Here is a 22,925-nt window from a genome sequence, read left to right as displayed (position 1 = left end):
CGACAATGGCGCCCAAGCCCGACAAGAAGGCCGCGAAGGCCGAGGCCAAGCTGGCCAAGGTCGACGCCGCACCCGCACCCGCACCCGCGCCGGCCACCGTGCCGGCCGTTGCCGCACCGCCCAGCGGGGCGCCGCTGATGGAGGTGGCCGACCGTCTCGGTGGCGCGCGCCTGTGTTACGGGTCGCCCGTGCAGCAGGGCGATCGGACGATCGTCCCCGTGGCCCGGGTGCGCGGCTTCGGCGGCTTCGGCTGGGGCGCCAACCGGGGCGACAGCGGCGGCGGCGACGGTGGTGGGGGCGGTGGCCGCATGAACGCCGTCCCGATCGGCTTCATCGAGGTCGGGCCGACCGGTTCGAGCTTCACCCCGATCGTCGACCCGATCGCCCGCGCGCGCACCGTCATGGCGGTCGCCGCGGCGGCGGTCAGCGTGGCCGGCGCGGCCACGGTGACGGTGGCCGGGGGCCTGGCCGCCGCCCGCCTCGTGCGCGCCGGGCGCCGCGTGCGCCACCCGTTGCGCCGGGGCCGCTGACCGCGCGCCCCTAGTCTGGGGCGGCCGCCAATGCCGTCCCTGTCGACCACGCGCCGGATCCAGCTGATCGCCTTCGTCGAAGGCGTGTCGACGCTGGGTACCGAGATCGCCGCCGCGCGCCTGCTGGCGCCGTACTTCGGCGACTCCACGCTGATCTGGGCCAACACGATCGCCACCGTGCTGGTCGCGCTGTCGATCGGCTACTGGATCGGCGGTCGCTGGGCCGACCGCGATCCGACGCTGCGCGGGCTGTGCCGGCTGGTGCTCGTGTCGGCGGCGCTGCTGGCCATCGTGCCCTTCGTCGCCCACCCGTTCCTGGGCTCCGCGGTCGACGCGCTCGACTCGATCGAAGCGGGCGCCTTCGTCGGCTCGCTGATCGCCGTGCTCGTGCTGGTCGCCGTGCCGGTGCTCGTGCTCGGGATGGCCTCGCCCTACGCCCTGCGCCTGAGCATGCGCGCCGTCGAGGAGGCGGGCAGCACCGCCGGGCGCCTGTCGGCGATCTCGACGATCGGCTCGCTCGTGGGCACGTTCCTCAGCGCGCTGCTGCTGATCCCGTTCATCGGGACGCGGCGCACGTTCCTGGTCTTCGCGCTGCTGCTGGCCATCGCCGCGGTCGTCGGGCTGGGCCGTCGCGCGCTGGTCGCGCCGGCGATCGTGATCGGGCTGCTGGCCATCCCGCCCGGCACGATCAAGGAGGCCACCGACGGCGGCCGCCTGCTCGAGGAGGCCGAGACCGACTACGGCTACGCGCGGGTGATCGAGCGCCCGACCGGCGCGCGCTGGATGGAGCTCAACGAGGGCCAGGCGATCCACTCGCTGCTGCCGCCCGACCGCTCGTACCTGACCGGCGACTACTGGGACGAGCCGCTCGTGCTGCCGTTCGCCGGGCGCCCCGCCGCCGACCCGCCCAAGCGCGTGGCGATCCTCGGCAACGCGGCCGGCACGATCGCCCGGGCCTACGGCCACTACTTCCCCGACACGCGCGTGGACGCGGTCGAGATCGACGGCAAGCTGACCGAGATGGGCCGCAAGTGGTTCGACCTGCGCGGGCCCAACCTGCACACCTACACGGCGGACGCGCGGCCCTATCTGCGCGCCACCGACGCGCGCTACGACCTGATCATCGTCGACGCCTACCGCCAGCCCTACATCCCGTTCTACCTGACCACGCGCGAGTTCTTCGAGCTGACCCGCGACCGGCTGGCCCCCGGCGGGATGGTCGTCATCAACGTCGGCCACCCGGACTCGTCCGACAAGCTCGAGCAGGTGCTGAGCGAGACGCTCAACGCCGTCTTCCCGGTGGTCGTGCGCGACCCCGTCCAGTCGACGAACACGATGCTCGTGGCCAGCGAGTCGCCGGTCTCGGCCGACGCGCTCGACGCGGCCGCCGCGCAACTGCCGGCCGATCTGGCGCCGGTGGCCCAGGCCACCGCGCAGCGCCTGGCGCCGCGCCTGCCGGGCGGCACGGTCTACACCGACGACGTCGCGCCGGTGGAGTGGCTGGTGGACTCCTCGATCCTGCAGGTCGCCGAGACCGGAACGCGCTAGGCCGCGCGGGGCATCGCGCCCGGCGCCTGCCCGTCGAACGGGCGCGGCGGCAGCGCGGGCGCGCGCTCGCCGGGCTCGGCCGCGTGCGTCGCGGCCAGCGGCACGCCGGCGGCCGGGCGAAAGCCGCAGCGCATCGCGGCGCGGCCCAGCACTTGCGCGGCCTCGCGCAGCTCGTCCTTCGTGTGGGAGGCCATCACCGTCAGGCGCAGGCGCGAGGTGCCGGCGGGCACGGTCGGCGGGCGCAGCGCCTCGGCGAACACGCCGTCCTCCAGCGCCGCCTCGCGGATGCGCACGGCCAGCGCGGCGTCCCCGACGACGAGCGGCACGAGCTGGGTCGTCGAGCCCGCGGTCTCGAAGCCCTCGCGGGCCAGCTCGCTGCGCAGCACGTCGGCGTTGGCGTGCAGCTTGTCGACGCGGTGGGGCTGCTCGAGCAGCAGCTCCAGGGCGGCCAGCGCGCCGGCCACGGCGGGCGGCGGCGGCGCGGTCGAGGCCAGCAGCGTGCGCGACCGGCTGGCCAGGAAGCGGGCGGTGGTGGTGTCGCAGGCCACGTAGGCGCCGTAGGAGCCCAGGGCCTTGCCCAGCGAGCCGATGATCACGTCGACGTCGTGATCGAGGCCCGCCTCGGCGACCGCGCCCCGGCCCGCCGGCCCCAGACAGCCGATGCCGTGGGCCTCGTCGATGACCAGGCGCGCGCGGTGGCGGCGGGCCAGCTCGACGAGGTCCTCCAACGGCGCCACGTCGCCGTCGGTGGGGAAGACGGCGTCGCTGGCCACGATCAGGGGGCGACCGGCGCCGGCGATCAGCAGCGACTCGAGGTGCTCCATGTCGCCGTGGGCGTACAGCTGGGTCTGGGCGCCGGTCAGCGCGCAGCCGTCCAGCAGCGACTGGTGGCTGAGCTCGTCGCACAGCAGCAGCGCGTTGGGCTCGGCCAGCGCGCCGACGACGCCGAGCGCGGCCAGGTAGCCGGAACCGAACAGGAGCGCGTTCTCGGTGCCGTGGAAGGCGGCCAGGCGCTCCTCCAAGCGGCGGTGGATGGTCATGGTGCCCGCGGCCACGCGCGAGCCGCCGGCGCCCACGCCCCAGCGCATCGCCGCGTCGGCCGCGGCCTCGCGCACCCGCGGATGGTCGGCGAGACCGAGGTAGTTGGACGAGCACAGCAGCAGGACGGGCTTGCCGTCGAGCACGACGCGCGGACCCTGAGGCCCGCTCACCAGGCGCATGCGGCGATAGAGGCCGAGCTCTTTGAGCTCGTCCAGTCGCTGCTCCAGATCCATCGAGACCTCTCCCTCGTGGTCAGCCCAGCCACCGCGGGGCGGATCGCCGGATCAGCGGTGGCTGCATGCTCGCGCAATGTAGGCGGCGCATCGGACTGAAACGGTTGTCCAGGCGCCCGGAGAGTCGCCGGACGCGTGGGTAGCGTGTTTCGAATGGCCGTTCGAGTCTTCCTGTGCGATGACGTCCCGGAGTTCCGGGCGCTCATGCGTGCCGTTCTGGAGGACTCCGCCGGCTGCGAGGTGGTGGGGGAGGCCGCCGACGGCGTGGAAGGCGTGATGGGCGTGACCGTGACCCGCCCCGACGTGGTGCTGCTGGACCTCGACATGCCCGGCGGCGACGGTCTGTCGGCGATCCCCGGCATGCGCCGCGCCGTGCCCGACGCGCGGATCATCGTGCTGTCGAGCTTCACCGCCGAGCGGATGGAGCGGCGCGCGCTGGAGGCGGGCGCTGACGCCTACCTGGAGAAGCGCACGCCGCTGACCGAGGTCTGCGCGGCCGTGTGCCGCCCGCCCTCCGGCGGCGCTCAGGCCGCCGCGCGATAGCGGTAGGCCAGCTCGGCCCGTTCGACGAACCCGTCGCCGGCATAGAGCGCGCGCGCCGGGAGGTTGTCGCGCTCGACCTGGAGGTAGAGCCGCTGGGCGCCCGGTGTCGCGTGCGCCGCGGCGAGCAGCCGGCGGGCCAGCCCCGCGCGGCGCGCGGCCGGCGCCACGACCATGCAGAAGATGCCGGCCAGCGGCCCGTCGGCCACGACGATCGCGGCGGCGCGCTCGTCGATCAGCAGGTAGCGGACGGGCGGCTCGATGCGCGCCAGCACCTCGCGCTCGGTGGCCTCGACGTCATCCCGGCCGGCCAGCGCGCTCCAGGCCCGCACCCACGTCGCCCGCTCGACGTCGAGGGGCTCGCTCGCGCCGCCCCGGGCCGGCGCGACCAGGATCGCCGTCTCGGCCTCGGCCGCCCAGCCCCGCGCCGCCAGGCCGCGGTCGACGGCGTCGTCGAGGCCGACCTGCACGAGCCGCGACGGCACCCGATCGAGATCCGGCGCCGCGACCAGGGCGCGCGCCGAGTTGCAGCGCCGGCGCGCGACCCCCGGCGTCTGGCGCAGCTCCCAGCCGCCGTCGACGCGCGCGCGTCGCGCCGACGGCCACGCGCGGTCCATCGCGGCCACGTACGCTGCGGAGACGGTGTCGAACTTCATCAACGACGACGCTAGGGCGGTGCTCGATCGGTACGCGACGTGGGCGGTCGTCGGCTGGTCGCCGGATCCGTCGCGCGACTCCAACCGCATCGCTGCGCTGCTGGAGCGCATCGGCAAGCGCGTCATCCGCGTCAATCCGGTGGCGCCACCGGAGACCGGGGCGGTCGCCTCGCTGGCCCAGGCGGGCGACGCGGTCGACGTCGTCGACGTCTTCCGGCGCGCGGACCAGGCCGGCGTGCACGTCGAGGAGGCGATCGCGCTGGGCGCCCAGGCCGTGTGGCTGCAGCTCGGCGTGATCGACGTCGCCGCCGCCCAGCGGGCGCGCGACGCGGGCCTGGAGGTCGTCATGGACGACTGCCCGGCGATCGTTCTGCGGCGCGGGTGATCCCGCGGGCGCCCGCCCGCGAACCCTTGGTGATGCTTCCCGCCGCCCTGGACACCCTGCTGGACCGCACCATCGCGCCCGGCTACTCCCGGGTCGGCTATGCGGTGCGTTCGCGGGCTTGGCACGACAGCGACCCCGCGCCTCACGCGCTGCGAGGGAAGACCGTCGCGATCACCGGTCCCACGTCGGGGATCGGCCGAGCGGCCGCGCAGGCCTTCAAGGACCTGGGCGCCGACGTCCTGCTCATCGGGCGCGATCCCAAGCGCACCGAGGACGTGCGCGTCGAGCTCGACGCCGAGGCCGAGCTGTGCGACATCAGCCGGCTGTCCTCGGTCCGGGATCTGGCCGCCCGGCTGCAGGGCCGTGAGCTGCACGCGCTCGTCCACAACGCCGGGGTCATGCCCGACGAGCGCACCGAGACGGCGGAGGGCAACGAGGTCACGCTGGCCACGCACGTGCTCGGCCCGCACCTGCTCAGCCGGCTGCTCGCCGATGCGCCGCCGACCCGCACGATCTGGGTCTCCTCCGGCGGCATGTACGCGCAGCGGCTGGACGCGCGCGACCTGCAGTACACCGAGGGCGACTTCAACGGCACGACGGCCTACGCGCGCACGAAGCGCATGCAGGTGGTGCTCGCGCAGGAGTGGGCCAAGCGCACCGCCCGGCCGGCCGTCGTGCACGCGATGCACCCCGGCTGGGTCGACACGCCCGGCGTGATCAGCGGCCTGCCCACGTTCCACAAGCTGACCAAGCCGATCCTGCGCCCGCCGGCCGAGGGGGCCGACACGATCGTCTGGCTGGCCGCGGCCGACGCGCCGGCCCACAGCACCGGCGGGTTCTGGTCGGACCGTCGCGAGCGGCCCACGCACTACCTGGGCCGCACGCGCGAGAGCCCGTCAGACCGCGACGCCCTGTGGGCGGCCTGCGAGCGCCTGACGGCCGACTGATGCGGAGGGCGCGGGCGCCGCGACCGCCTCGGTGACCGGCTCGTCGGCATGCACGATCAGCACCGGGATCGGGCTGTGGTGCAGGACGTGGTGGCTGACGCTGCCCAGCAGCGCGGCCGAGACCGCCCCGCGGCCCCGGCTGCCCATGACGATCAGGTCGTGACAGCCCTGGTCGGCGCGGGCCAGCAGCGCGCGCCGGATCGGCTCGGCGGTCAGGACCGTCGTCACGGGCACCTCCTGGGGGACCAGCGAAACCGCATGTTGGAGGAGCGCCGCCCCGCGCTCCTCCAGCTGGGGACCCAAGCTTCGTGCGGCGGCGAGCGTCTCGGGGGTCGAGGCGGTCCAGCGCGCCGGTGTGCAGATCGCCGTCAGCACGGTCAGCCGGCCGTGGCCGCTGGCCGCGAGGTCGATCGCCTCCAGCAACGCCTTCTCGGCGTGAGCCGAGCCGTCATAGGCGGCGAGGACGTTGCGGAACATGGTTGCTTAGCTAGCTTATCAAACTCGCTTGGGGTGACGCGGCGACGACCCGCGCGGCTTCTGACTGGCGGGCGGGATCGGCACGCCGCAGAAGGTCAGGCCGGTCGTGCAGGTCACGTCATCGGTCTGCAGGAAGCGCAGCCGCTGCCACACGCGCGTGGTGACGCACCGGCCCGAGCGGACGTGCTGGCCGGCGATGTACTGCGCGATCTCCATCCCCAGGCAGTCGTAGTCCTCACCGTGGGCCTGGTTGAGGAACGAGTACGTGCTGGGCAGGCCGGTGGTGTAGCTGGCCGGGTTGATCGCGGTGCCGAACACCTGGTCGACCATCGTCTGCCCTGACGGCGCGCAGTTGGCCATGCGCGCCCGCTGCATCGCGTTATTCACGTAGGACGAGGTGATGCATTGGCCGGTGAGCCGGTTGACCACCTTCCACGCGCTCCCGTCGGTCCCGTGCCCGGAGAACGGGCAACCGACGTGGATGGCGCAGTCCCAGAACGTGTCGAGGAAGTCGGTGAGCGGGCCGCTGCCGGTGACGTCGGGCACGTGGGGGTACATCGGCTGGGCCAGCACCCACTGCTGGCTGAGGTCACCGGAGCGGTAGCGCTGCAGGTCGAGCGAGCCGTCGGGCTCGGCCGTCAGGAACAGGCTGAGCTGCCCGGGGTACTCGGCCTGCACGTCGATCGAGTAGAAGCGGGTGCGGGTCTGGTCGGCGCTGGCGACCGTCGCGCAGGCCAGGACGGCGACGGCGGCGACGGCGAACGTGGCGATGAGCTTCTTGGCGAGCATGGCGCCATGCTCGTCTGGCGGACGCGCCAGCACCGTCGGCCCGCGACGGTGCGAGTGTCAAATCGGCGACGCTAGCGACCCTGCCAGCGGGCCTGGCGCTTCTGCCCGAACGCGCGCACGCCCTCGCGCAGGTCCTCGGAGGCGAAGCAGGCCTTGCGCAGCGCGATCAGCTCGGCCTCGATCGCCGGGTCCAGCTCGCCGGCCGCGCTGAGCAGCTCGCGCAGCACGCGCTTGTTGCCGGAGATCGACAGCGGCGCGTTGGCGGCCAGCTCCTCGGCCAGCTCCAGCGCGGTCTCCTGCAGGTCGGACTCGCCCACGACGCGGTGCACCAGACCCCAGTCGGCCGCGGTCGCGGCGTCGATGTTACGGCCCAGCAGGAACAGCTCACGCGTGCGCGGCTCGCCGATCGCGTCCAGGAACTTGCGCAGCCCGGTGTGGGAGTAGACGAGGCCCAGCTTGGCCGGCGGCATGCCGATCTGGATGCCGTCGCGGGCCACGCGCATGTCGCAGCTCAGCGCCAGCTCCAGTCCGCCGCCGATCGTGTGGCCGGACATGGCCGCGACGGTGGCGTACGGGTAGCTCTCCAGCGCCTGGATCGCCGCCGTGAACGGGTGGGCGACGAGCTTCTCGGCCTCGACGGAGAAGACGTCTTCGGGGATGTCGCCGATGTCGTAGCCCGAGGAGAACATCCCCTGGGTCCCGGTCAGGATCACGCAGCGCGCGTCCAGCCCGCCGAGCAGCGAGGCGAGCTGGTCGAGGATCGCGTGGTCGAGCGCGTTGCGCTTCTCGGGATGGGAGATGGTCAGACGGACGACGCCCTCGGCGGGCTCGTCGAGGAGGACCTCGCCGGGCATGGGGCCGGCCTACTCCAGGACGACGAGCGTGTCGCCTTCGCTGACCGCCTGGCCCTCTTCGCAGCGGATCTCCTTGACCACGCCCTCGTCCTCGGTCTCGACGGGCATCTCCATCTTCATCGACTCGAGGATCACCACCGTGTCGCCCTCGGAGACCTCGTCACCGACCGCGACCTCGATCTTCCAAACCGTGCCGGTGATGTGGGCTTCGACGTCGGGCAACAGGAGCTCCAGAAAGGTCGGGGACTGCGGTCGGTGGGACGATACCCGCCGCCATGCCCGCACGACCGCCCGTCGTCCTGATCGCCGCCCGTGACGAGGCCGCGCGCCTGCCCGCCACCTTGGCCGCGCTGGAGCGCGCCTTCCCCGGCGCCCGCGTCGTCGTGGCCGACGACGGCTCGACCGATGCGACGTCCGCGCTGGCCCGGGCCGCCGGCGCCGAGGTGGTGCGCGCGCCGCGCGCGCTGGGCAAGGGCGGCGCCGCGACCCTCGCCGCGCGCGCCGTGCTCGACGCCACGACGGCCACCGACCCGCCGATCGTGCTGCTCTGCGACGCCGACCTGGGCGACAGCGCCACGCGCCTGAGCGCGCTGGTCGACGCGCTGGAGGTGGGCGACGTCGATCTGGCGGTGGCCGTGTTCGCCCGACGGGTGGGCGGCGGCTTCGGCCTGGCCGTGGGCGCGGCCCGCCACGTGATCGCCCGGGCCACCGGGCTGCAGCTGCAGGCGCCGCTGTCGGGCCAGCGCGCGCTGCGGGGCGAGGTCCTGGCCTGCGTCGTGCCGTTCGCCGAGGGCTTCGGCATGGAGGTGGGCATGACGATCGACGCGCACCGCGCGGGCTTCGCGGTGGGCGAGGTCGAGCTCGAGCTGGAGCACCGCGCGACCGGCCGCTCGCTGCGCGGGTTCGCCCACCGCGGGCGCCAGCTCCGGGACCTCCTGATCGCCGCCGCGCGCCGGCGCTGAACGCGGCCCGGCGGGTTGGTACCGCCGGTCGATCGAAGTTCCGACCGCCGGTCGATGGGAGGGGGGTCGGGGCGGGCGTACCTTTCCACCCATGCACTCGACAGCCCACAACGGACGTCCGGCGGTCTCTCCTCCTCCGGCCGGGGCTCCGGGTGCGAATGGCGCGACGGTGGCCTGACCCACTGCCGTCGACCACGGTGAGGGACCGGCCGGGGCGTTTTCGCCCGGTTGCTGGACGGGACAGCCAGCAACCGGGTGGCCCCGGCCGGGATCACCTCACCTCCTGACCCGCAGGCCGCATGACACGATGCGGCGATGCTCCTCGCCATCGACCAGGGCACGACGGGCACGACCTGCCTGGTCTTCGACGAGACCGGCGAGCTGATCGGCCGGGCCTACCGCGAGTTCGAGCAGCACTTCCCCCAGCCCGGCTGGGTCGAGCACGACGCCGCCGAGATCTGGGCGGTCACGCGCGCGGTCGCCGACGCGGCCCTGGAGGACGCCGGCGCCGACGAGGACGAGCTCGCTGCGATCGGCATCACCAACCAGCGCGAGACGGTGTGCGCCTGGGATCCGGACACCGGCGAGCCGCTGACCCGCGCGCTCGTCTGGCAGGACCGGCGCACCGCCGCCCGCTGCGACGAGCTGCGCCAGGCCGGCTACGAGCCGCTGATCCGCGAGCGCACCGGGCTGGTGCTCGATCCGTACTTCAGCGGCACGAAGATCGAGTGGCTGCTGCGCAACGTCGACGGGCTGGCCCAGCGGGCCCGCGAGGGGCGGGCGGTGTTCGGCACGATGGACGCGTGGGTCGTCTTCCAGCTCACCGGCGAGCTGGTCACCGACGCCTCCAACGCGTCGCGCACGCTGCTGTTCGACATCCGGGCCGGCGACTGGGACGACGAGCTGCTGGACCTGTTCGGCGTCCCGCGCCGGGCGCTGCCGCGCGTGGTGCCCAGCTCCGGCGAGGTGGGGCGCACGGCGTCCGGCGTGCCGGTGGCCGGGATCGCCGGCGACCAGCAGGCCGCGCTGTTCGGTCAGGCCTGCCTGGAGCCCGGCCTGGGCAAGAACACCTACGGCACCGGCTCGTTCGTCCTGCTCAACGCGGGCACCCGCACGCCGCCCGCGCCCGAGGGCCTGCTGACCACGGTCGCCTGGCGGATCGGCCACAGCACCACGTACGCGCTGGAGGCGGCGATCTTCGTCACCGGCGCGGGCGTGCAGTGGCTGCGCGACGGCCTGGGGATCATCCAGCAGGCGTCCGACACCGAGCCGCTGGCCGCCTCGCTGGACGGCAACGACGGCGTGTACTTCGTCCCGGCGCTGACCGGGCTGGGCTCGCCCTACTGGGATCCCTACGCGCGCGGCACGATCGTCGGGCTGACGCGCGGCACCGGACGCGCGCACCTGGCTCGCGCGACGCTCGAGGCGATCGCCTACCAGGCCGTCGACGCGGTCAGCGCGATGGAGCGCGTCGGCGCGCCGCGGCTGACCGAGCTGAAGGCCGACGGCGGCGCGACGGTCAACCGCTGGCTGATGCAGTTCCAGGCCGACGTCCTCGGCGTGCCGGTCGTCGTGCCGGAGATCGCCGAGACGACGGCGCTGGGCGCCGCCTACCTGGCGGGCGTCGGTGTCGGGATGTGGACAATCGACGCCGTCGGGCGCAACTGGCGCGAGCGCGAGCGCTATGAACCACGCATGGACGCCGCGCAGCGAGAGGAGCTGTTGCACGGGTGGCATCGGGCGTTGGAGCGGGCCGGTGACTGGGCGCGGTAACCGCGCGCGCACCGTCGGGTAGAACTTCTCACCAGATGGCTGACGAGAACCTCTCGGAGATGAAGGCGCAGGTCTACAAGGACCCGCGGCCTGCCTCCTACTTCACCCGTTTCCACGAACGCGCCCGGTCGCGCCAGCCCGACTGGGTCTACGAGGTCGTGCGCGTCGTCACGACGATCTACGGCTACGTGTTCTTCCGCGCCCGTGGCATCGGCGCCGACAACGTGCCCGTCGACGGGCGCGTGATCGTCGCGCCCAACCACTTCTCGTTCATGGACCACTTCTTCACCGGCATGTTCATCCGCCGGCGCGTGCGGTTCATGGCGAAGTCGCAGCTGTTCCACGGGCCGATGCAATGGATCTACATGCACGGCGGCGTCTTCCCGGTGCGCCGCGGCCACCGCGACGAGGAGGCGTTCGCCACCGCCACCGGCATCCTCGAGGCCGACGGCTGCATCACGATGTACCCGGAGGCCGGACGCTCGCGCACGGGCAAGCTGGCCGACTCGGCCAAGCCGGGCATCGGGCGCTTGGCGCTGGAGACGGGCTCGCCGGTGGTCCCGGTGGCGATCTTCGGCTCGCACAAGGTGCGCAACTGGAAGAAGCTCCAGTTCCCGAAGGTCACGGTGCAGTACGGCGAGCCGCTCACCTACCCACGGGAGGCCAACCCGTCGCGCGAGCGCATGCAGGAGGTGGCCGACGAGGTCTTCGCCCACATCCGTGAGCTGCACGCCGGGCTGGAGCAGCACGGCCGCAAGGGCATCGCTCAGCGAGTGCGCGAGCAGCAGCGCGCGCTGCGCCGGGCCAAGCGCCGCCCGGCCGCGCCCGCGTCCTAGGAGTAGACCTCCGAGAGCTTGGGCCAGTTCTCCGGGTCGTGCCCGCAGATCACCTCGGCGGTCGGGGTCAGCTCGAGGTACTGACGGATCTCGCCGAGCGAGCGGTCGAAGCGATGCTCGTCGGCGATCAGCAGCGGCTGCTCGCCGGGGTCGATCGTGCGGCGCCGGTAGGCCGCGTCGCCGGTCAGCAGCAGCTCGCGGTCGTGCAGGCGGACGATCACCGACTGGTGACCGAGCGTGTGACCCGGGGTGGAGACGAGCCGGATCGACCCGTCGCCGAACAGGTCGACGGAGCGGCCGAACGCGGCGAACGAGCTGACGTGGTCGGTGCCCTCGTAGTCGATCGTGCGCCAGTCGAAGGCGTGGTCGAACTGGCGGGTGCGGTAGCCCTGGAACGTGCCGCCCCGGGACGCCGCCTCCCACTCGGCCCGGCTGACCACGAACGTGGCCTGCGGGAACTGCGCGACCCCGCTGGCGTGGTCGTAGTGCAGGTGGGTCATGACGACGGTCTTGACCGCGTACGGGTCGACGCCGAGCGCCTCCAGCTGCGCCGGGATCGCCTGCTCGGGGCGCATGCGGATGGCGTACATCCGGGCGCCCAGCGCGCCGAGGTTGTCGCGCGGGTCGGTGGCCACCGAGGCGTGCAGCCCGGTGTCGACGAGCACCGGCCCGGCGGTCGGATGGTCGATCAGGAAGGCGGGGATCGGCGTGGGGCGCCAGGTCGAGCGGCGGGTGGCCATCACCCGGGCCATGGCCAGCGGGAGCGGGCCCGACGGGCGGTCGTAGAAGCCGGGCTCGGGGCAGAGGATCTCGGCGCTGAGCAGCGGGCGCACGCGGACGGTCGCGCCTTCCTGTCCGCCGGGCAGCGCGTGGATGAACGGCTTGGGCTCGGCGGCGACGGGCATGGTCGCGGGACGCTACCGTGCCGCGCGTGCTTCGCGAGGGCCTGCTGACCGATCTGACCGTGCTGGCCGCGCCGCGCACGGCGATGACCGACGCCTGCCTGGCGCTGGGCGCGCGCGTGGACGCGCTGGAGACCGACCTGCTCGACGAGGCCGCGACGCTGGCCGCCGCGGAGGGACTGACGCCCGACGTGATCGTCGTCGACGCGGGGCCGCTGTTCGGCGCCGGGGGAGAGGCCGCGCTGCGCGTCGGCCTGGACGGCACCTGGTCGGCCATCCACGCCGGCTTCGCCGCCGAGCGCGCCGGTCAGGTGCTGATCGTCGGTCCGCGTCCGGGCGCCGGCCCGTTCGCCGAGGCGCTGCGGACCGGCCTGGAGAACCTCGCGCGGACGCTCTCGATCGAGTGGTCGCGCTACGGGTGGCGGATCGTGACGATCCTGCCGGGACGCCGCACGAGCGACGCCGAGGTGGCCGAGCTGGTGGCCTTCCTGGCGTCGCCCGCGGGCGCCTACTACAGCGGCTGTGCGCTGACGCTGACCTGAGTCAGGTGGTCATCCCGCCGAACATCCCACCGGTGATGTTCAGCACCTGCCCGTGCACGTAGTTGCTCCACGGTGAGCACAGGAAGAAGACGCCGCCGGCGGCCTCGGCCGGGGAGGCGGGACGCCCGAGCGGGATCATCATCGAGGCCATCCCGCGCATCTGCTCGGGGATGCCCAGCTGGACCTTCTCGCCGTCGATCTCCATCTGGTTGTCGTCGACCTTGGCCTGGGTCAGGCGCGTGTCGATGAACCCGAAGGCGACCGCGTTGACGTTGACCTTGAACTGGCCCCACTCCTTGGCCACGGTCTTGGTCAGGCCGACGACGCCCGCCTTGCCGGCCGAGTAGTTGGCCTGGCCGGCGTTGCCGAACGTGCCGGACGTGGAGGAGACGTTGACGATCTTGCGGAAGACCTCGGTGCCCTCCTCGCGCTCCTTCTTGGCCGGCTCGCGCAGGTGCGGCGCGGCGGCCCGGATGACCTTGAACGGGACGGTCAGGTGGATGTCGAGCATCTTCTCCCACCAGTCGTCGCTCAGCTTGTGCACGGGTCCGTCGAGGGTGTAGCCGGCGTTGTTGACGACGATGTCGAGCTTGCCCCAGGCGTCGATCGCGGTCTGGACGAGCTGGTCGGGCGCGTCGCCCTTGGTCAGGTCGCCGGAGTAGACGACCGTCTCGCCCTGGATCTCCGAGGCGGCCTGCTGGGCCACGTCGCCGTCGAGGTCGTTGATGACGACCTTGGCGCCGTGCTCGACCAGCAGCTCGGCGGTCGCGCGGCCGATCCCGCGCGCGGATCCGGTGACGATCGCCACCTTGTCGTCGAGGACACCCATTTTCTCGCTCCCTCCAATTGGTTCAGCTGAAGGCGCCGGAGGATACGGCGAGCGGCGATGTGCCGATCAGATGACGCTTCGTCATCGATCGATGGGTGGCGGTAGGCTGGGTCGCTCGATGAGCACGCCGACCCGCGCCCGGCCCCGCCAGCAGCCCGACGAGACCCGGACGTTGATCCTCGACACGGCCGAGGAGCTGCTGCGCACCCGCCCCTTCCGTGAGCTGTCCGTCGACGAGGTCATGCGCCCGACCGGCTACGGGCGCACCGTCTTCTACCGCCACTTCGCCGGCCTGCCGGACCTCGTGCTCGCCGTCCTGTCGCGCGTCCTGCCCGAGTTCACGCAGGGCACCCAGGCGTTCCTGGCCGTGGCCGGCGACCCGCTGGACATGGACGACGCCCGCACGATCCTGCGCCCGATCGTCGAGCACTGGGCCGCCCACGGGACGCTCATGCGCTCGATGCGCGACGCCGCCGTCTACGACGAGGCGATCGACGAGCTGATCGCCACCACCCAGGCCAACTACCGCGCCCTCGTCCTCCAGGCACTCGAGCGCCGTCGCGAGACCGGCGTGCTCCAGACCGCGAACCTCCCGGAGGTCGCGCAACTGCTGGAGGCGATGAACCAGCGCTACCTGGTCGCCACGTTCGGCCAGGGCGGCGGCGACATCGAGCTGGCCATCGACACGCTCGCGCTCGGCTGGTTGACGATCCTCAACGCACCCTGACGGCCCGCGGTCGCCCAAACCGATGGTCCTGGTTCACGATCGCCAACTGGATGCGTCGAAGCGGCGCCGCTGTGGTGCCCGACACGCTCAGGACGAACCGCTGCCGCCCGCGGCCTCGGACGTAATCGCTGGAATTCTGGCTCAATGCGGCTGGTCGGCCATAGGCGTAGAGCACGCCGCGGAGCGGGCGGTCAAGGCGCACCACAACGCGCACAGACAGTCCGCGTCGGGTGGCCCTCACCCCAACGATGTGCGGCATCGGGCGGAGCGGCGCACCGCGCAGCCGTGGGCGCAGGGTGCGGGTGGTCGCCCCTGAGCCGTCAGGCGTGCAGGCGGTCACGATGACCGGAACTCTCGCGACGGTTCCGGGTGCGACGAACGTCGATGGGCCGGTCGCCGGCAACCGGAGCGTGGCACCCTGCGCGTCGACCGGGCGCGAGATCGCAACAGGACGCCCATCGGACTGGCGTCTGTCGTCAAGCAAGCGGGTCTTTGAGCGCGTGTAGACCTCGCACGGTCCCGACGGGCAGCGCACCTTCAGCTTCAGCGGCTCACCGGCGTGCACGGTCGACGACGAGACGAACGTCGCCGTCACACGCGGGGCAGCCGCGGGCGGTGGCGTGGAACCGGTGCGGACGATCGAGAGGCGCCCGTCGCCCTCCGGGAACGCCAGTCCGAAGTCCTGGGCGGCCCGCGCGTTGTCAGCCCAGGCAACGGCGACCGTGGCGTCGTCCAGGACCACAGCAGCGATGGCATCGGCGGCGCGACATGGGCTGCCGAGTCGCTCAGGGCGTCCGAGGCCGCCGGAGATCGTGCCGAAGGCGGCGTTGGGCGTCGCCGCAGAGCCGTCGTCCGGCTTGTCGATCCAGGCAACCACCGCCTGGTCACCGTGCACCGCCGCCGACAACACTCGCGACGAATCGCCGTCGTAGGGGACGCCAGGGCGGTCGCCAGCGCTCAAGAGCGAAAAGCCCCCGCCGATGAAGCCGCCCGCGGGAGGCGGCCGATGTGTGAGGTCGATCAGGTCGCCGAAACCCCGCTCCGCGGGGCGCGTCGCGTAGAAGACGCGGCCCTCGTCGCCGCTGGTGGCCACGACCGCCTCGCCCTTCGGTCCCAGCGCGAGCGCAACGGTCGCCGCGCTCACCGTCGGGTCGCCATGCGGCTGCGGCAGCGACGTGAAGCGTGCCGCGCCGGGCTGGCGCTCGTAGAGGAGCGGAAGCCCGCTGAGCGAGGCGAGCAGCGCGCGACCGTCGGGGTTGACCACCAGTGCCAGGTCGTCGATCACGCCGGCGTCGAAGCGCTGATCGACCGCGAACACACCGTGCGCATCGGCGCTCGCCACGGACAGCGACGGTTCGAACTGCCGGCCCTCGCCGCTGGTCCAGGCCAGCGTTGCCCGACCGGCGCCGTCGATGCCGGTCACGACATCCACGCCGGTGTATCGGTCCAGGTCTTTGTCGACGACGGTCGCCTGGCCGAAGGTGGCGCCGCCCGCCGGCCGCATCGCCGCGAGCAGTCGCGCATACGGACGTCCCGGGCCACCCAGGTCCATGTTCGTCTCGACCCAGGCGACGACGGCGGCTCCGGACGCGTTGACCGCCAGCGACTGATCGACGAATCCGGCGGTCGCGGGGCGGCCGATGGATTGTGGCGTCGTACCGGCGGTCGCGGCGCGCATCTGCTGTGACCACGGGACGTCGTCGGCATGGGACGTGAGCGCCACACCGGCCAGGGAGACCCCGCCGCCGGCTGCGCCGCTGACCGCCGGGCAGTCGACCAACCAACCGAGCGACGTCGCGCTGGTCGGTGCGAGCCCGTCCGACCCGAGTTGGAGCACGTCCATCGCTGTGGTCGTGCGGCCAAGCCTGCCGAGGAGGCCGAATCGCCCCGCACCCGCGTCACGCAAGCAGGTCGCCACGCCGTCGTCGGGGACGTCGTAGGTCGCGACCGGCACCCACGCCTGGGCCGAAGCGGCCAGGACGAGCACGCTGATGCAGGGCGCGAGCGCGCCGATGATCCGCCGCATGAGGCGGCGGATCCTGTCAGAGACCGAGGGTCTTGCTCAAGATCTCCCGCATGATCTCGTCGGTGCCGCCGCCGATCGGGCCGAGGCGGGCGTCGCGGGCCATGCGCTCGATCTCGTATTCGCGCATGTAGCCGGCGCCGCCGTGGATCTGCAGGCAGGCGTCCATCACGTCGAACGAGGCCCGCTGGGTGATGAGCTTGGCCATCGTCACCTCCTGCACGGCGTTCTCGCCGTCGAGGAAGCGGGCCAGGGCGTCGTAGGTCACGCAGCGGCCGGTGTGGATCGTCGTGTAGATGTCGGCGAGCCGGTGGCGCAGGGCCTGGAAGCCGGTCAGCGGACGCCCGAAGGCCTGGCGGTCGCGCGCGAACGCGACGGTCTTCTCGTAGGCCACCTCCATCGCGGCGACGGCACCGAGCGCCATCAGCAGCCGCTCCCACTGGAAGTTGGCCATGATCAGCTTGAAGCCCTCGTCCAGCGGCCCGAGCAGGTTCTCCTCGGGCACGAAGGCGCCGTCGAAGGCGATCTCGGCGGTGTCGCTGGCGTGCCAGCCGAGCTTGCGCAGCTTGCTGGACCGCACGCCCGGCTGGTCGGTGTCGACCAGCAGGAACGAGATGCCGGCGTGGCCGGTCGTCCCGCTCGTCCGCACGGCGGTGACGATCACCCCGGCGCGCACGCCGTTGGTGATGAACGTCTTGGCCCCGTCGACCGCCCAGCCGCCGTCGACGCGCGTCGCCCGCGTGCGCAGCGCGGCGACGTCCGATCCGGCGTCGGGCTCGGTGATGCCCAGCGCGGTGATCGTCTCGCCGCGGATCGCCGGCGCCAGGTAGCGCTCGTGCTGGTCGGGCGTGCCGAACTTCCAGATCGGCGGCGTGGCGATCCCGGTGTGCGCGCCCAGGCCCGCGGCGACGCCGCCCGAGCCGCAGCGCGCGAGCTCCTCGGCCCACACCGCGTCGTGCAGGTAGTCGCCGCCCTGGCCGCCCAGCGCCTCGGGGTACTTCAGACCGAGGAAGCCGAGCTCGCCGGCGCGCACGAAGATCTCGTCGGGGAACCAGCAGGCGTCCTCCCAGGCCATCGCGTGTGGTCGCAGCTCGGCGGCCACGAAGCGGCGGATCGAGGCGCGCAGGTCGTCGTGCTCGGCGGTGAACGGGGAGGGCACGCCGCGAGACTACGCGACGTCCAGATCTCTCAGGGCGCGGCGAGCGCGCCCTGAGAGGAGCCTGGGATCAGCTGGTCGGCGCGTTTGCGCACTGGAACGGCTGGTTGATGACCTTCGGGCCCTTGGGCTTGGCGCCGGTGTAGGTCATCTGGACCTTGCGGAACTGGAAGGAGTCACCGCACTGCGTGACCTTCGAGAACGCGAGCTTGACCGGGAACTTCTTCGTCTTGCCGGCGGCGCAGTTGGGCTCGCACAGGTTGACGTAGGCCGTACCGGTGGCGGCCGCGGTCTTCGCGCCGTAGCTGGAGTACTTGATCGACTTGACGACGATGCCGGCGTCGGCACAGGTCAGCGTGATCATCTTCGGCTTGTAGACCTGCGTCTCGCAGTTGGAGACGTACACGCGCAGGTTGTCGTTCTGTGCGGAAGCGGCGGTCGCCGGAATCGCCACGGCGGCGATGGTCGCCGCGGCGACGAGGGCGGGGAGAGGGCGGAACATGGCGGCAACCTAGCGCTGGCGCCTGTCACCATTGCCACATGCCTCGCAGCACGACGGTCACCTGGCACGATCCACACGAGGTCCTGGCGCAGATCGGCGACCTCGACGGGCTCGGCTACGTCGAGGCGGTGCGCGACGGGCTGATCCCGCCCGATCCGCTGATGGAGGCGATGGGCATCCGCACGGTCGAGGTCGGGACGGGTCGCGTCGTGATGACCTGCGTGCCCGCCGGCCCGCACATCAACCTCGGCGGCATCGTCCACGGCGGCGTCCTGTCGACGCTGATGGACTGCGCCACCGGCTTCTCCGTCCACTCGACGCTGCCGCCCATGTACACCGCGCCGCACGTGTCGGCCAACTACCAGTTCCTGCGCGCGGGGAAGGCCGGCGTCGAGCTGCGCTGCGAGGCGAACGTGCAGCGCCGCGGACGGACCGTCTCGCACGCACGGGCCGAGGTCCACGACGCCGACGGTCGCCTGCTGGCCACCGGCGAGACGACGCACGGGGTGCTCGACGTCTCCCGCGCCACCACCATGCGTCCCGGTCCGTCGGCCTAGTGCTCGTCCAGATCTCCGACCCGCACCTCGGTCGCGAGCCGATCGCCGGGGAGCAGCTGGGCGACGCGGTCGGACGCATCCTCGCGTTGCCCCAGGCGCCCGACGCGGTGCTGGTGACCGGCGACCTCGCCGACCACGCGGCGGCCGAGGAGTACGACTGGGTGCGCGAGGGCCTGTCGCCGCTGACGATGCCCGTCCACGTGCTGACCGGCAACCACGACGACCGCGCGCTGGTGCGCGAGACCTTCGGCCTGCCCGGCACCGGGGCCGAGCCGATCCGCTACGCCGTCACGTGCGGCGACCTGCGCCTGGTCGCCTGCGACACGTCGATTCCGGGCTCCGACGACGGGACGATCGACGTCGCCTGGCTGGCCGAGACCCTCGATGCCGACACCGAGACGCCGACGATCGTCGCGCTGCACCATGCGCCCATCCCGATCGGCATCCCGGCCATCGACGCCAGCCTGGCGCCGGCCGAGGAGCGCGACGCGCTGTCGGACCTGCTCGGCCGCTCGCCCCAGGTCCGCCGCGTCGTGGCCGGCCACGTGCACCGCACCGCGTTCGCGACGCTGGCCGGCTGCCCGGTCCTGCTGCTCGGCTCGACCCAGGTCGCGCTGCATCTGGACTTCACGGCGACCGAGTTCGACATGCGCTCCGAGCCGCCGCTGCTCGCCGTCCACCGGATGGTCGACGGCGAGCTGGTCACGCACCTCCAGCCGGTCTAGCCATGGATCAGATGACGCGCGACCTGCTCGACCGTGTTGTCGCTCGCGCTGCCGAACTGCGGGTGCGGGGCGCCTGGGCGGCGGAGGCGGATGACCGGCGCGCCGCCGTCGTGCGCTGGCGTCTAGCCAGCTCGTCGGCCGGCGACATCGTGAGTGCGGTGCCGCTCGTCGCTCGGGCGGGTCAGGGCCGGCCGGGACGGTGGCTCGATCCCGGTGAGGAGGAGGAGGTCCATAGTCGCGTCCGCGTTGGTTTCGACCGCGAGGATCGACCGCTCATCCATGAGGACGACGACAGTGAGTTCGTGTTCGTCCATCACACCTGGCGCTACTGGGACGATCACCTCGAGGAGACGTCCTTTCACGGCGATGAGCCGCATGTCACCTGGCTCGTCGAAGCAGGCGCGGTCGGTGTCGTGCGCGCCGAGCGCTGGGTCGAGCAGTGGGTGAGCGATGCCGAGGGGCGGATCGGGCGCGTGGAACGGGCCGAGGCGGGCGAGAACCGATGGCTGGACGTGTCCGCCGCGACGGCTGAGTACGACGGCGACGGCCAGGTGCTGTGCATCCGACGAGCGCGCGGCGCGCATCCGGCTCGAGAGGACAACCGCCTCGCTGCCGATGCGGTGGTCCCGGCGATCGAGCGGGGCCTGAACGAGGCGCAAGACCTGCTCTGCGACGAAGTCATTTGGACGGCGCGCGCACAGCGACCCGAGCGGCTGCGTCAGGACATTCTCGACTACGTGCCGCGGTTGGCGGACGCCTTCGATGCCGCGATCCGTGCGGCGCAGCGCGAGACCGGCCCGCCGCATCCGTTCACGGCGACGGTCCGACTGAACGCACTCGATGCCGGCGCGCTGCCACCGGGAGTTGGGGTGGGCGATGTGTCATGGCGGAACGCCGTGCGTGCTCGCTCTCCGGTCGATGGGGAAGCGGTCGCGACGCTATGGGCGGGACGTGAGTCGGGGCAGGTGGTCTGGCTCGAGCTGGCGCCGCGCTGTGACGACGAGACGATGCGCCTCTGCCGCGAGCTCAACGGCGCACTGCGCTTCGACGCGAGGCGCGCCGAGGCCGCGCGCGCCGGCGCGGTGGTCGAAGCGCTCGGCGAGGAGCTGACCCGGCGGCTGAACGCGCCGGGCGTCTTCCCTGGCGCGGTGCCCGAGTTCCTGGCCGACGTGAACCTCTCTGCCAGCGTGTGTTTGGCGGAGCACCGCGATCGCGACCGCACACGGCGACTTCTGGGCGACGAGCGCGTCGACCGGTTCTTGGAGTCCGTGCGCAGCCGCAGTCGCGTGCGGGATCCCGACCCGATGTTGGCGCTGCGGGCGACGGCTGATCGCGATGGGCTGGCGGAGCTCCTGAGCGTGCACGGCATCGATGCCGTCACGGCATCGCGGCTGGCCAACGATGTCGCGGAGCTCGGCCTGCTGCTCGTGGAGGACGCCGGTGCGCGCAGTCGGCTGGGCGGCCCCGGCCTCCTTCCGCCCGGCGCCGATTGGCCCCACGCGGCCGGCGAGCGGCCGCTGAGCTTTCTCGGCGGCATCGACCTCGGGGAGTTGCCGGCTGGGGTGCTTCGCGCTCAGTGGCCGCGTGACGGCTGGTTGCTCTTCTATGCGGACCTCGACAACGAGGAGGCGTTGGGGCTGATCGAGCCAACCTCTGCCGCGGACGAGGGCGCGCCGGCGCGGGTGCTCGTGGTCGCACCGGGGGACGCCCCAGCCGCTGCCGCGCCGCCCGCGTTCCTGGTCGAGCGCATGCTGGTGCTGCGCGAACGCCGCGTCGGCGTTCGCGCGCAGCTCACGCTTCCCGACGGGTTCGGGGCGGCGCAGGAGCTCGGTCTGCCCGCCGCCGACGCAGTCGGCTACCGGGCCGCGATCGGCGCGCTGTCTGCGGCCCGCCTCGCTGACCTGCGGCAGCCCCACCATTGGATCGGAGGTCATGCGACCGGCGCCCAGGGTGAGACGCCGGACGCGGGGACGACCCTTCTGCTCCACCTCGAGGGCGACGACGCACTGGACTTCGCATTCGAGGATGGCGGCGTGATCCAGTTCCGCATCCCTGACGCCGCGCTGGCCGCCGCCGATTGGTCTCAGGCGACGGCCGAACCCGATTCGTGCTGACTACAGCCCGTACGACCGCCCGATCACGTCAAGCATGATCTCGTCGGTGCCGGCACCGATGCGGTTCAGGCGCATGTCGCGCCAGACGCGCTCGACGCCGTACTCGCGCATGTAGCCCGCGCCGCCGTGGATCTGGATGCACTCGTCGGCCACCTCGACGGCGATGCGGGCCGCGTGGAGCTTGGCCATCGAGATCTCGCGGACGGGGTACTCGCCGTTCTGGAAGCGCCAGGCGGTCGTGTAGGTGAGCTGGCGGGCGGTCTCGATCTTCGTGGCCATCTCGGCGAACTTGTGGCGGATGACCTGGAACTTGCCGATCTCGCGGCCGAAGGCCTTGCGCTCGGTGGCGTACTTCAGCGTCATGTCGAAGCAGTGCTGGGCACCGGCGACGCAGCCCGCGGCGCCGATCAGACGCTCGCCCTGGAGCTCCCACATGATGTGGTAGAAGCCCTTGCCGACCTGGCCGAGGACCGCCGACTCGGGCACGCGCACGTCCTGGAAGGCCAGCAGCGCGGTGTCGGAGGCGTGCATGCCCAGCTTCTCGAGCTTCTTCTCGCGGATCACGCCGGGCGCGTCCATCGGCACGAGGAACAGCGTGAAGCCGTCGTAGCCCGCGTCGGGATCGGTCTTGGTCACGAGGACGATCACGTCGGCGCGGTGGCCGTTGGTGATGTACGTCTTGGACCCGTTGATGACGTACTCATCGCCGTCGCGCACCGCGCGCGTCTTGATGCCCGAGACGTCGGAGCCGGCGTCGGGCTCGGTGATCCCCAGGCTGAGGATCTTCTGTCCGGCGATCGCGGGGGTGACCCACTCCTGCTTCTGCTCCTCGGTGCCGAAGGCGAGGATCGGGGGCATCGCCATGTCGGTGTGGACCGCGATGCCCATGGCCAGGCCGCCGGAGCGCGCGTGCACGATCTCCTCGGCCAGCACCAGCGACGTGTAGTAGTCGCCGCCCTGCCCGCCGTACTGCTCCGGCTTGTCGAGCCCGAGGAAGCCGAGCTCGCCCATCCGGTGGAAGACCGAGTCGGGGAAGGTCGTCTCCTCCCACTCGTCCGCGTGCGGCGCGAGCTCCTTGATGGCGTAGTTGCGGATCGACTCGCGCAGCTGCTCGTGCTCGTCGTTGAAGATGAAGTGGCGGCGCTTGGCGCCGAAGTCGGGCTTTTGGACGGTGTCGGTGGCGGCCATTCGCGGACGGTACCGCGATTCGCGTAAAGTGGGAAGTGGAACGTCCTACTTCCTAGGAGTGCGGGTTGAAGGTTCGCTACGCAGCGGGG

25 protein-coding genes are annotated in these 22,925 nt (G+C 72.5%); 13 read left to right on the top strand and 12 right to left on the bottom strand.

What is annotated here, in order from left to right; all coding sequences use genetic code 11:
• Window positions 1-5: 5 nt before the first annotated feature.
• Both ACZ5UI_RS15060 and ACZ5UI_RS15055 read left to right on the top strand, forming a co-directional pair.
• Complete coding sequence (locus tag ACZ5UI_RS15060; protein WP_464188207.1) at window positions 6-530, top strand: hypothetical protein; 525 nt, start codon at window positions 6-8, stop codon at window positions 528-530.
• Between the two features lie 30 nt (window positions 531-560).
• On the top strand, window positions 561-2,078 hold the full coding sequence (locus tag ACZ5UI_RS15055; RefSeq protein ID WP_464188205.1) for a spermidine synthase: 1,518 nt from the start codon (window positions 561-563) through the stop codon (window positions 2,076-2,078).
• Here ACZ5UI_RS15055 and ACZ5UI_RS15050 read toward each other — a convergent pair.
• Entirely contained in the window at window positions 2,075-3,352 is a 1,278-nt protein-coding gene (locus tag ACZ5UI_RS15050) for an aminotransferase class I/II-fold pyridoxal phosphate-dependent enzyme (protein ID WP_464188203.1), read from the bottom strand. The genes ACZ5UI_RS15055 and ACZ5UI_RS15050 overlap by 4 nt on opposite strands.
• 153 nt (window positions 3,353-3,505) lie before the next feature.
• On the opposite strand from ACZ5UI_RS15050, the gene ACZ5UI_RS15045 reads away from it, so the two are divergent.
• The gene (locus ACZ5UI_RS15045) at window positions 3,506-3,895 is read left to right on the top strand and encodes a response regulator (RefSeq protein WP_464188201.1); all 390 of its coding nucleotides are present in this window, start codon (window positions 3,506-3,508) and stop codon (window positions 3,893-3,895) included.
• Here the strand turns inward: ACZ5UI_RS15045 and ACZ5UI_RS15040 are convergent.
• Entirely contained in the window at window positions 3,877-4,548 is a 672-nt protein-coding gene (locus ACZ5UI_RS15040; RefSeq protein WP_464188198.1) for a GNAT family N-acetyltransferase, read from the bottom strand. The genes ACZ5UI_RS15045 and ACZ5UI_RS15040 overlap by 19 nt on opposite strands.
• Here ACZ5UI_RS15040 and ACZ5UI_RS15035 point away from each other — a divergent pair.
• Both ACZ5UI_RS15035 and ACZ5UI_RS15030 read left to right on the top strand, forming a co-directional pair.
• Complete coding sequence (locus ACZ5UI_RS15035; protein WP_464188196.1) at window positions 4,535-4,933, top strand: CoA-binding protein; 399 nt, start codon at window positions 4,535-4,537, stop codon at window positions 4,931-4,933. The genes ACZ5UI_RS15040 and ACZ5UI_RS15035 overlap by 14 nt on opposite strands.
• A gap of 32 nt (window positions 4,934-4,965) precedes the next feature.
• Complete coding sequence (locus tag ACZ5UI_RS15030) at window positions 4,966-5,880, top strand: SDR family oxidoreductase (protein WP_464188194.1); 915 nt, start codon at window positions 4,966-4,968, stop codon at window positions 5,878-5,880.
• Here the strand turns inward: ACZ5UI_RS15030 and ACZ5UI_RS15025 are convergent.
• The 4 genes from ACZ5UI_RS15025 to ACZ5UI_RS15010 form a co-directional block, all read right to left on the bottom strand.
• On the bottom strand, window positions 5,830-6,357 hold the full coding sequence (locus tag ACZ5UI_RS15025; protein WP_464188192.1) for a universal stress protein: 528 nt from the start codon (window positions 6,355-6,357) through the stop codon (window positions 5,830-5,832). The genes ACZ5UI_RS15030 and ACZ5UI_RS15025 overlap by 51 nt on opposite strands.
• A gap of 18 nt (window positions 6,358-6,375) precedes the next feature.
• The gene (locus tag ACZ5UI_RS15020; protein ID WP_464188190.1) at window positions 6,376-7,146 is read right to left on the bottom strand and encodes a hypothetical protein; all 771 of its coding nucleotides are present in this window, start codon (window positions 7,144-7,146) and stop codon (window positions 6,376-6,378) included.
• Window positions 7,147-7,217: 71 nt separating this feature from the next.
• Window positions 7,218-8,000 carry an enoyl-CoA hydratase/isomerase family protein gene (locus ACZ5UI_RS15015; protein ID WP_464188188.1) on the bottom strand — a complete coding sequence of 261 codons (783 nt, stop codon included), beginning with the start codon at window positions 7,998-8,000 and terminating at the stop codon, window positions 7,218-7,220.
• A gap of 9 nt (window positions 8,001-8,009) precedes the next feature.
• On the bottom strand, window positions 8,010-8,222 hold the full coding sequence (locus ACZ5UI_RS15010) for a biotin/lipoyl-binding carrier protein (protein WP_464188186.1): 213 nt from the start codon (window positions 8,220-8,222) through the stop codon (window positions 8,010-8,012).
• 53 nt (window positions 8,223-8,275) lie between these two features.
• On the opposite strand from ACZ5UI_RS15010, the gene ACZ5UI_RS15005 reads away from it, so the two are divergent.
• The 3 genes from ACZ5UI_RS15005 to ACZ5UI_RS14995 all read left to right on the top strand — a co-directional run bounded on the left by ACZ5UI_RS15005 (window position 8,276) and on the right by ACZ5UI_RS14995 (window position 11,571).
• Window positions 8,276-8,962: a glycosyltransferase family 2 protein gene (locus ACZ5UI_RS15005; protein WP_464188184.1), complete on the top strand. Its 687-nt coding sequence runs from the start codon at window positions 8,276-8,278 to the stop codon at window positions 8,960-8,962.
• Window positions 8,963-9,277: 315 nt separating this feature from the next.
• Window positions 9,278-10,735: a glycerol kinase GlpK gene (gene glpK, locus ACZ5UI_RS15000; protein ID WP_464188182.1), complete on the top strand. Its 1,458-nt coding sequence runs from the start codon at window positions 9,278-9,280 to the stop codon at window positions 10,733-10,735.
• A gap of 35 nt (window positions 10,736-10,770) precedes the next feature.
• A complete protein-coding gene (locus ACZ5UI_RS14995; RefSeq protein WP_464188180.1) occupies window positions 10,771-11,571 on the top strand; it encodes a lysophospholipid acyltransferase family protein in 801 nt (266 codons plus the stop codon).
• On the opposite strand, the gene ACZ5UI_RS14990 is transcribed toward ACZ5UI_RS14995, so the two are convergent.
• Window positions 11,568-12,476 (bottom strand): N-acyl homoserine lactonase family protein, encoded by a 909-nt coding sequence (locus tag ACZ5UI_RS14990; protein WP_464188178.1) that lies wholly within the window; start codon window positions 12,474-12,476, stop codon window positions 11,568-11,570. The genes ACZ5UI_RS14995 and ACZ5UI_RS14990 overlap by 4 nt on opposite strands.
• Window positions 12,477-12,502: 26 nt before the next feature.
• Here ACZ5UI_RS14990 and ACZ5UI_RS14985 point away from each other — a divergent pair, with 26 nt between their 5' ends.
• Window positions 12,503-13,015 carry a hypothetical protein gene (locus tag ACZ5UI_RS14985; protein ID WP_464188176.1) on the top strand — a complete coding sequence of 171 codons (513 nt, stop codon included), beginning with the start codon at window positions 12,503-12,505 and terminating at the stop codon, window positions 13,013-13,015.
• A gap of 1 nt (window position 13,016) precedes the next feature.
• On the opposite strand, the gene ACZ5UI_RS14980 is transcribed toward ACZ5UI_RS14985, so the two are convergent.
• Window positions 13,017-13,844 carry an SDR family NAD(P)-dependent oxidoreductase gene (locus tag ACZ5UI_RS14980; protein ID WP_464188174.1) on the bottom strand — a complete coding sequence of 276 codons (828 nt, stop codon included), beginning with the start codon at window positions 13,842-13,844 and terminating at the stop codon, window positions 13,017-13,019.
• A 118-nt stretch (window positions 13,845-13,962) separates the two neighbouring features.
• On the opposite strand from ACZ5UI_RS14980, the gene ACZ5UI_RS14975 reads away from it, so the two are divergent.
• Window positions 13,963-14,571: a TetR/AcrR family transcriptional regulator gene (locus ACZ5UI_RS14975; protein WP_464188172.1), complete on the top strand. Its 609-nt coding sequence runs from the start codon at window positions 13,963-13,965 to the stop codon at window positions 14,569-14,571.
• On the opposite strand, the gene ACZ5UI_RS14970 is transcribed toward ACZ5UI_RS14975, so the two are convergent.
• From ACZ5UI_RS14970 to ACZ5UI_RS14960, 3 genes are all read right to left on the bottom strand, one after another.
• A complete protein-coding gene (locus ACZ5UI_RS14970; protein WP_464188169.1) occupies window positions 14,558-16,597 on the bottom strand; it encodes a hypothetical protein in 2,040 nt (679 codons plus the stop codon). The genes ACZ5UI_RS14975 and ACZ5UI_RS14970 overlap by 14 nt on opposite strands.
• 16 nt (window positions 16,598-16,613) lie before the next feature.
• Window positions 16,614-17,753: an acyl-CoA dehydrogenase family protein gene (locus ACZ5UI_RS14965; RefSeq protein WP_464188167.1), complete on the bottom strand. Its 1,140-nt coding sequence runs from the start codon at window positions 17,751-17,753 to the stop codon at window positions 16,614-16,616.
• A gap of 67 nt (window positions 17,754-17,820) precedes the next feature.
• Complete coding sequence (locus ACZ5UI_RS14960) at window positions 17,821-18,252, bottom strand: hypothetical protein (RefSeq protein ID WP_464188165.1); 432 nt, start codon at window positions 18,250-18,252, stop codon at window positions 17,821-17,823.
• A 38-nt stretch (window positions 18,253-18,290) separates the two neighbouring features.
• On the opposite strand from ACZ5UI_RS14960, the gene ACZ5UI_RS14955 reads away from it, so the two are divergent.
• Genes ACZ5UI_RS14955 through ACZ5UI_RS14945 form a run of 3 tightly spaced genes read left to right on the top strand, consistent with a single transcriptional unit; the run spans window position 18,291 to window position 21,648 of the window.
• On the top strand, window positions 18,291-18,809 hold the full coding sequence (locus tag ACZ5UI_RS14955) for a PaaI family thioesterase (RefSeq protein ID WP_464188163.1): 519 nt from the start codon (window positions 18,291-18,293) through the stop codon (window positions 18,807-18,809).
• Window positions 18,809-19,534, top strand: a complete 726-nt coding sequence (locus tag ACZ5UI_RS14950) for a metallophosphoesterase (protein ID WP_464188161.1) — start codon at window positions 18,809-18,811, stop codon at window positions 19,532-19,534. The genes ACZ5UI_RS14955 and ACZ5UI_RS14950 overlap by 1 nt, the downstream gene beginning before the upstream one ends.
• An 11-nt stretch (window positions 19,535-19,545) precedes the next feature.
• Window positions 19,546-21,648: a DUF1963 domain-containing protein gene (locus ACZ5UI_RS14945; RefSeq protein WP_464188159.1), complete on the top strand. Its 2,103-nt coding sequence runs from the start codon at window positions 19,546-19,548 to the stop codon at window positions 21,646-21,648.
• Here the strand turns inward: ACZ5UI_RS14945 and ACZ5UI_RS14940 are convergent, their stop codons facing one another.
• On the bottom strand, window positions 21,649-22,836 hold the full coding sequence (locus ACZ5UI_RS14940) for an acyl-CoA dehydrogenase family protein (protein ID WP_464188156.1): 1,188 nt from the start codon (window positions 22,834-22,836) through the stop codon (window positions 21,649-21,651). It abuts the gene before it with no gap.
• Window positions 22,837-22,925: the final 89 nt, after the last annotated feature.

It is taken from the genome of Conexibacter sp. JCM 18997 (genome assembly GCF_055391915.1).
Note: the sequence above shows the minus strand (reverse complement) of the source record. Positions and strands in the feature narration are given on the sequence as shown.

Bases quoted from the DNA above. Each gene is read 5' to 3' on its own strand.
- ACZ5UI_RS15050 (WP_464188203.1), bottom strand. From the start codon at position 3,352: ATGGATCTGGAGCAGCGACTGGACGAGCTCAAAGAGCTCGGCCTCTAT.
- ACZ5UI_RS14975 (WP_464188172.1), top strand. From the start codon at position 13,963: ATGAGCACGCCGACCCGCGCCCGGCCCCGCCAGCAGCCCGACGAGACC.
- ACZ5UI_RS15045 (WP_464188201.1), top strand. From the start codon at position 3,506: ATGGCCGTTCGAGTCTTCCTGTGCGATGACGTCCCGGAGTTCCGGGCG.
- ACZ5UI_RS15030 (WP_464188194.1), top strand. From the start codon at position 4,966: ATGCTTCCCGCCGCCCTGGACACCCTGCTGGACCGCACCATCGCGCCC.
- glpK (WP_464188182.1), top strand. From the start codon at position 9,278: ATGCTCCTCGCCATCGACCAGGGCACGACGGGCACGACCTGCCTGGTC.
- ACZ5UI_RS14995 (WP_464188180.1), top strand. From the start codon at position 10,771: ATGGCTGACGAGAACCTCTCGGAGATGAAGGCGCAGGTCTACAAGGAC.
- ACZ5UI_RS14990 (WP_464188178.1), bottom strand. From the start codon at position 12,476: ATGCCCGTCGCCGCCGAGCCCAAGCCGTTCATCCACGCGCTGCCCGGC.
- ACZ5UI_RS15015 (WP_464188188.1), bottom strand. From the start codon at position 8,000: ATGCCCGGCGAGGTCCTCCTCGACGAGCCCGCCGAGGGCGTCGTCCGT.
- ACZ5UI_RS15020 (WP_464188190.1), bottom strand. From the start codon at position 7,146: ATGCTCGCCAAGAAGCTCATCGCCACGTTCGCCGTCGCCGCCGTCGCC.
- ACZ5UI_RS15025 (WP_464188192.1), bottom strand. From the start codon at position 6,357: ATGTTCCGCAACGTCCTCGCCGCCTATGACGGCTCGGCTCACGCCGAG.
- ACZ5UI_RS15040 (WP_464188198.1), bottom strand. From the start codon at position 4,548: ATGAAGTTCGACACCGTCTCCGCAGCGTACGTGGCCGCGATGGACCGC.
- ACZ5UI_RS15060 (WP_464188207.1), top strand. From the start codon at position 6: ATGGCGCCCAAGCCCGACAAGAAGGCCGCGAAGGCCGAGGCCAAGCTG.
- ACZ5UI_RS15055 (WP_464188205.1), top strand. From the start codon at position 561: ATGCCGTCCCTGTCGACCACGCGCCGGATCCAGCTGATCGCCTTCGTC.
- ACZ5UI_RS14960 (WP_464188165.1), bottom strand. From the start codon at position 18,252: ATGTTCCGCCCTCTCCCCGCCCTCGTCGCCGCGGCGACCATCGCCGCC.
- ACZ5UI_RS15005 (WP_464188184.1), top strand. From the start codon at position 8,276: ATGCCCGCACGACCGCCCGTCGTCCTGATCGCCGCCCGTGACGAGGCC.
- ACZ5UI_RS14940 (WP_464188156.1), bottom strand. From the start codon at position 22,836: ATGGCCGCCACCGACACCGTCCAAAAGCCCGACTTCGGCGCCAAGCGC.
- ACZ5UI_RS14980 (WP_464188174.1), bottom strand. From the start codon at position 13,844: ATGGGTGTCCTCGACGACAAGGTGGCGATCGTCACCGGATCCGCGCGC.
- ACZ5UI_RS14955 (WP_464188163.1), top strand. From the start codon at position 18,291: ATGCCTCGCAGCACGACGGTCACCTGGCACGATCCACACGAGGTCCTG.
- ACZ5UI_RS14970 (WP_464188169.1), bottom strand. From the start codon at position 16,597: ATGCGGCGGATCATCGGCGCGCTCGCGCCCTGCATCAGCGTGCTCGTC.
- ACZ5UI_RS14945 (WP_464188159.1), top strand. From the start codon at position 19,546: ATGACGCGCGACCTGCTCGACCGTGTTGTCGCTCGCGCTGCCGAACTG.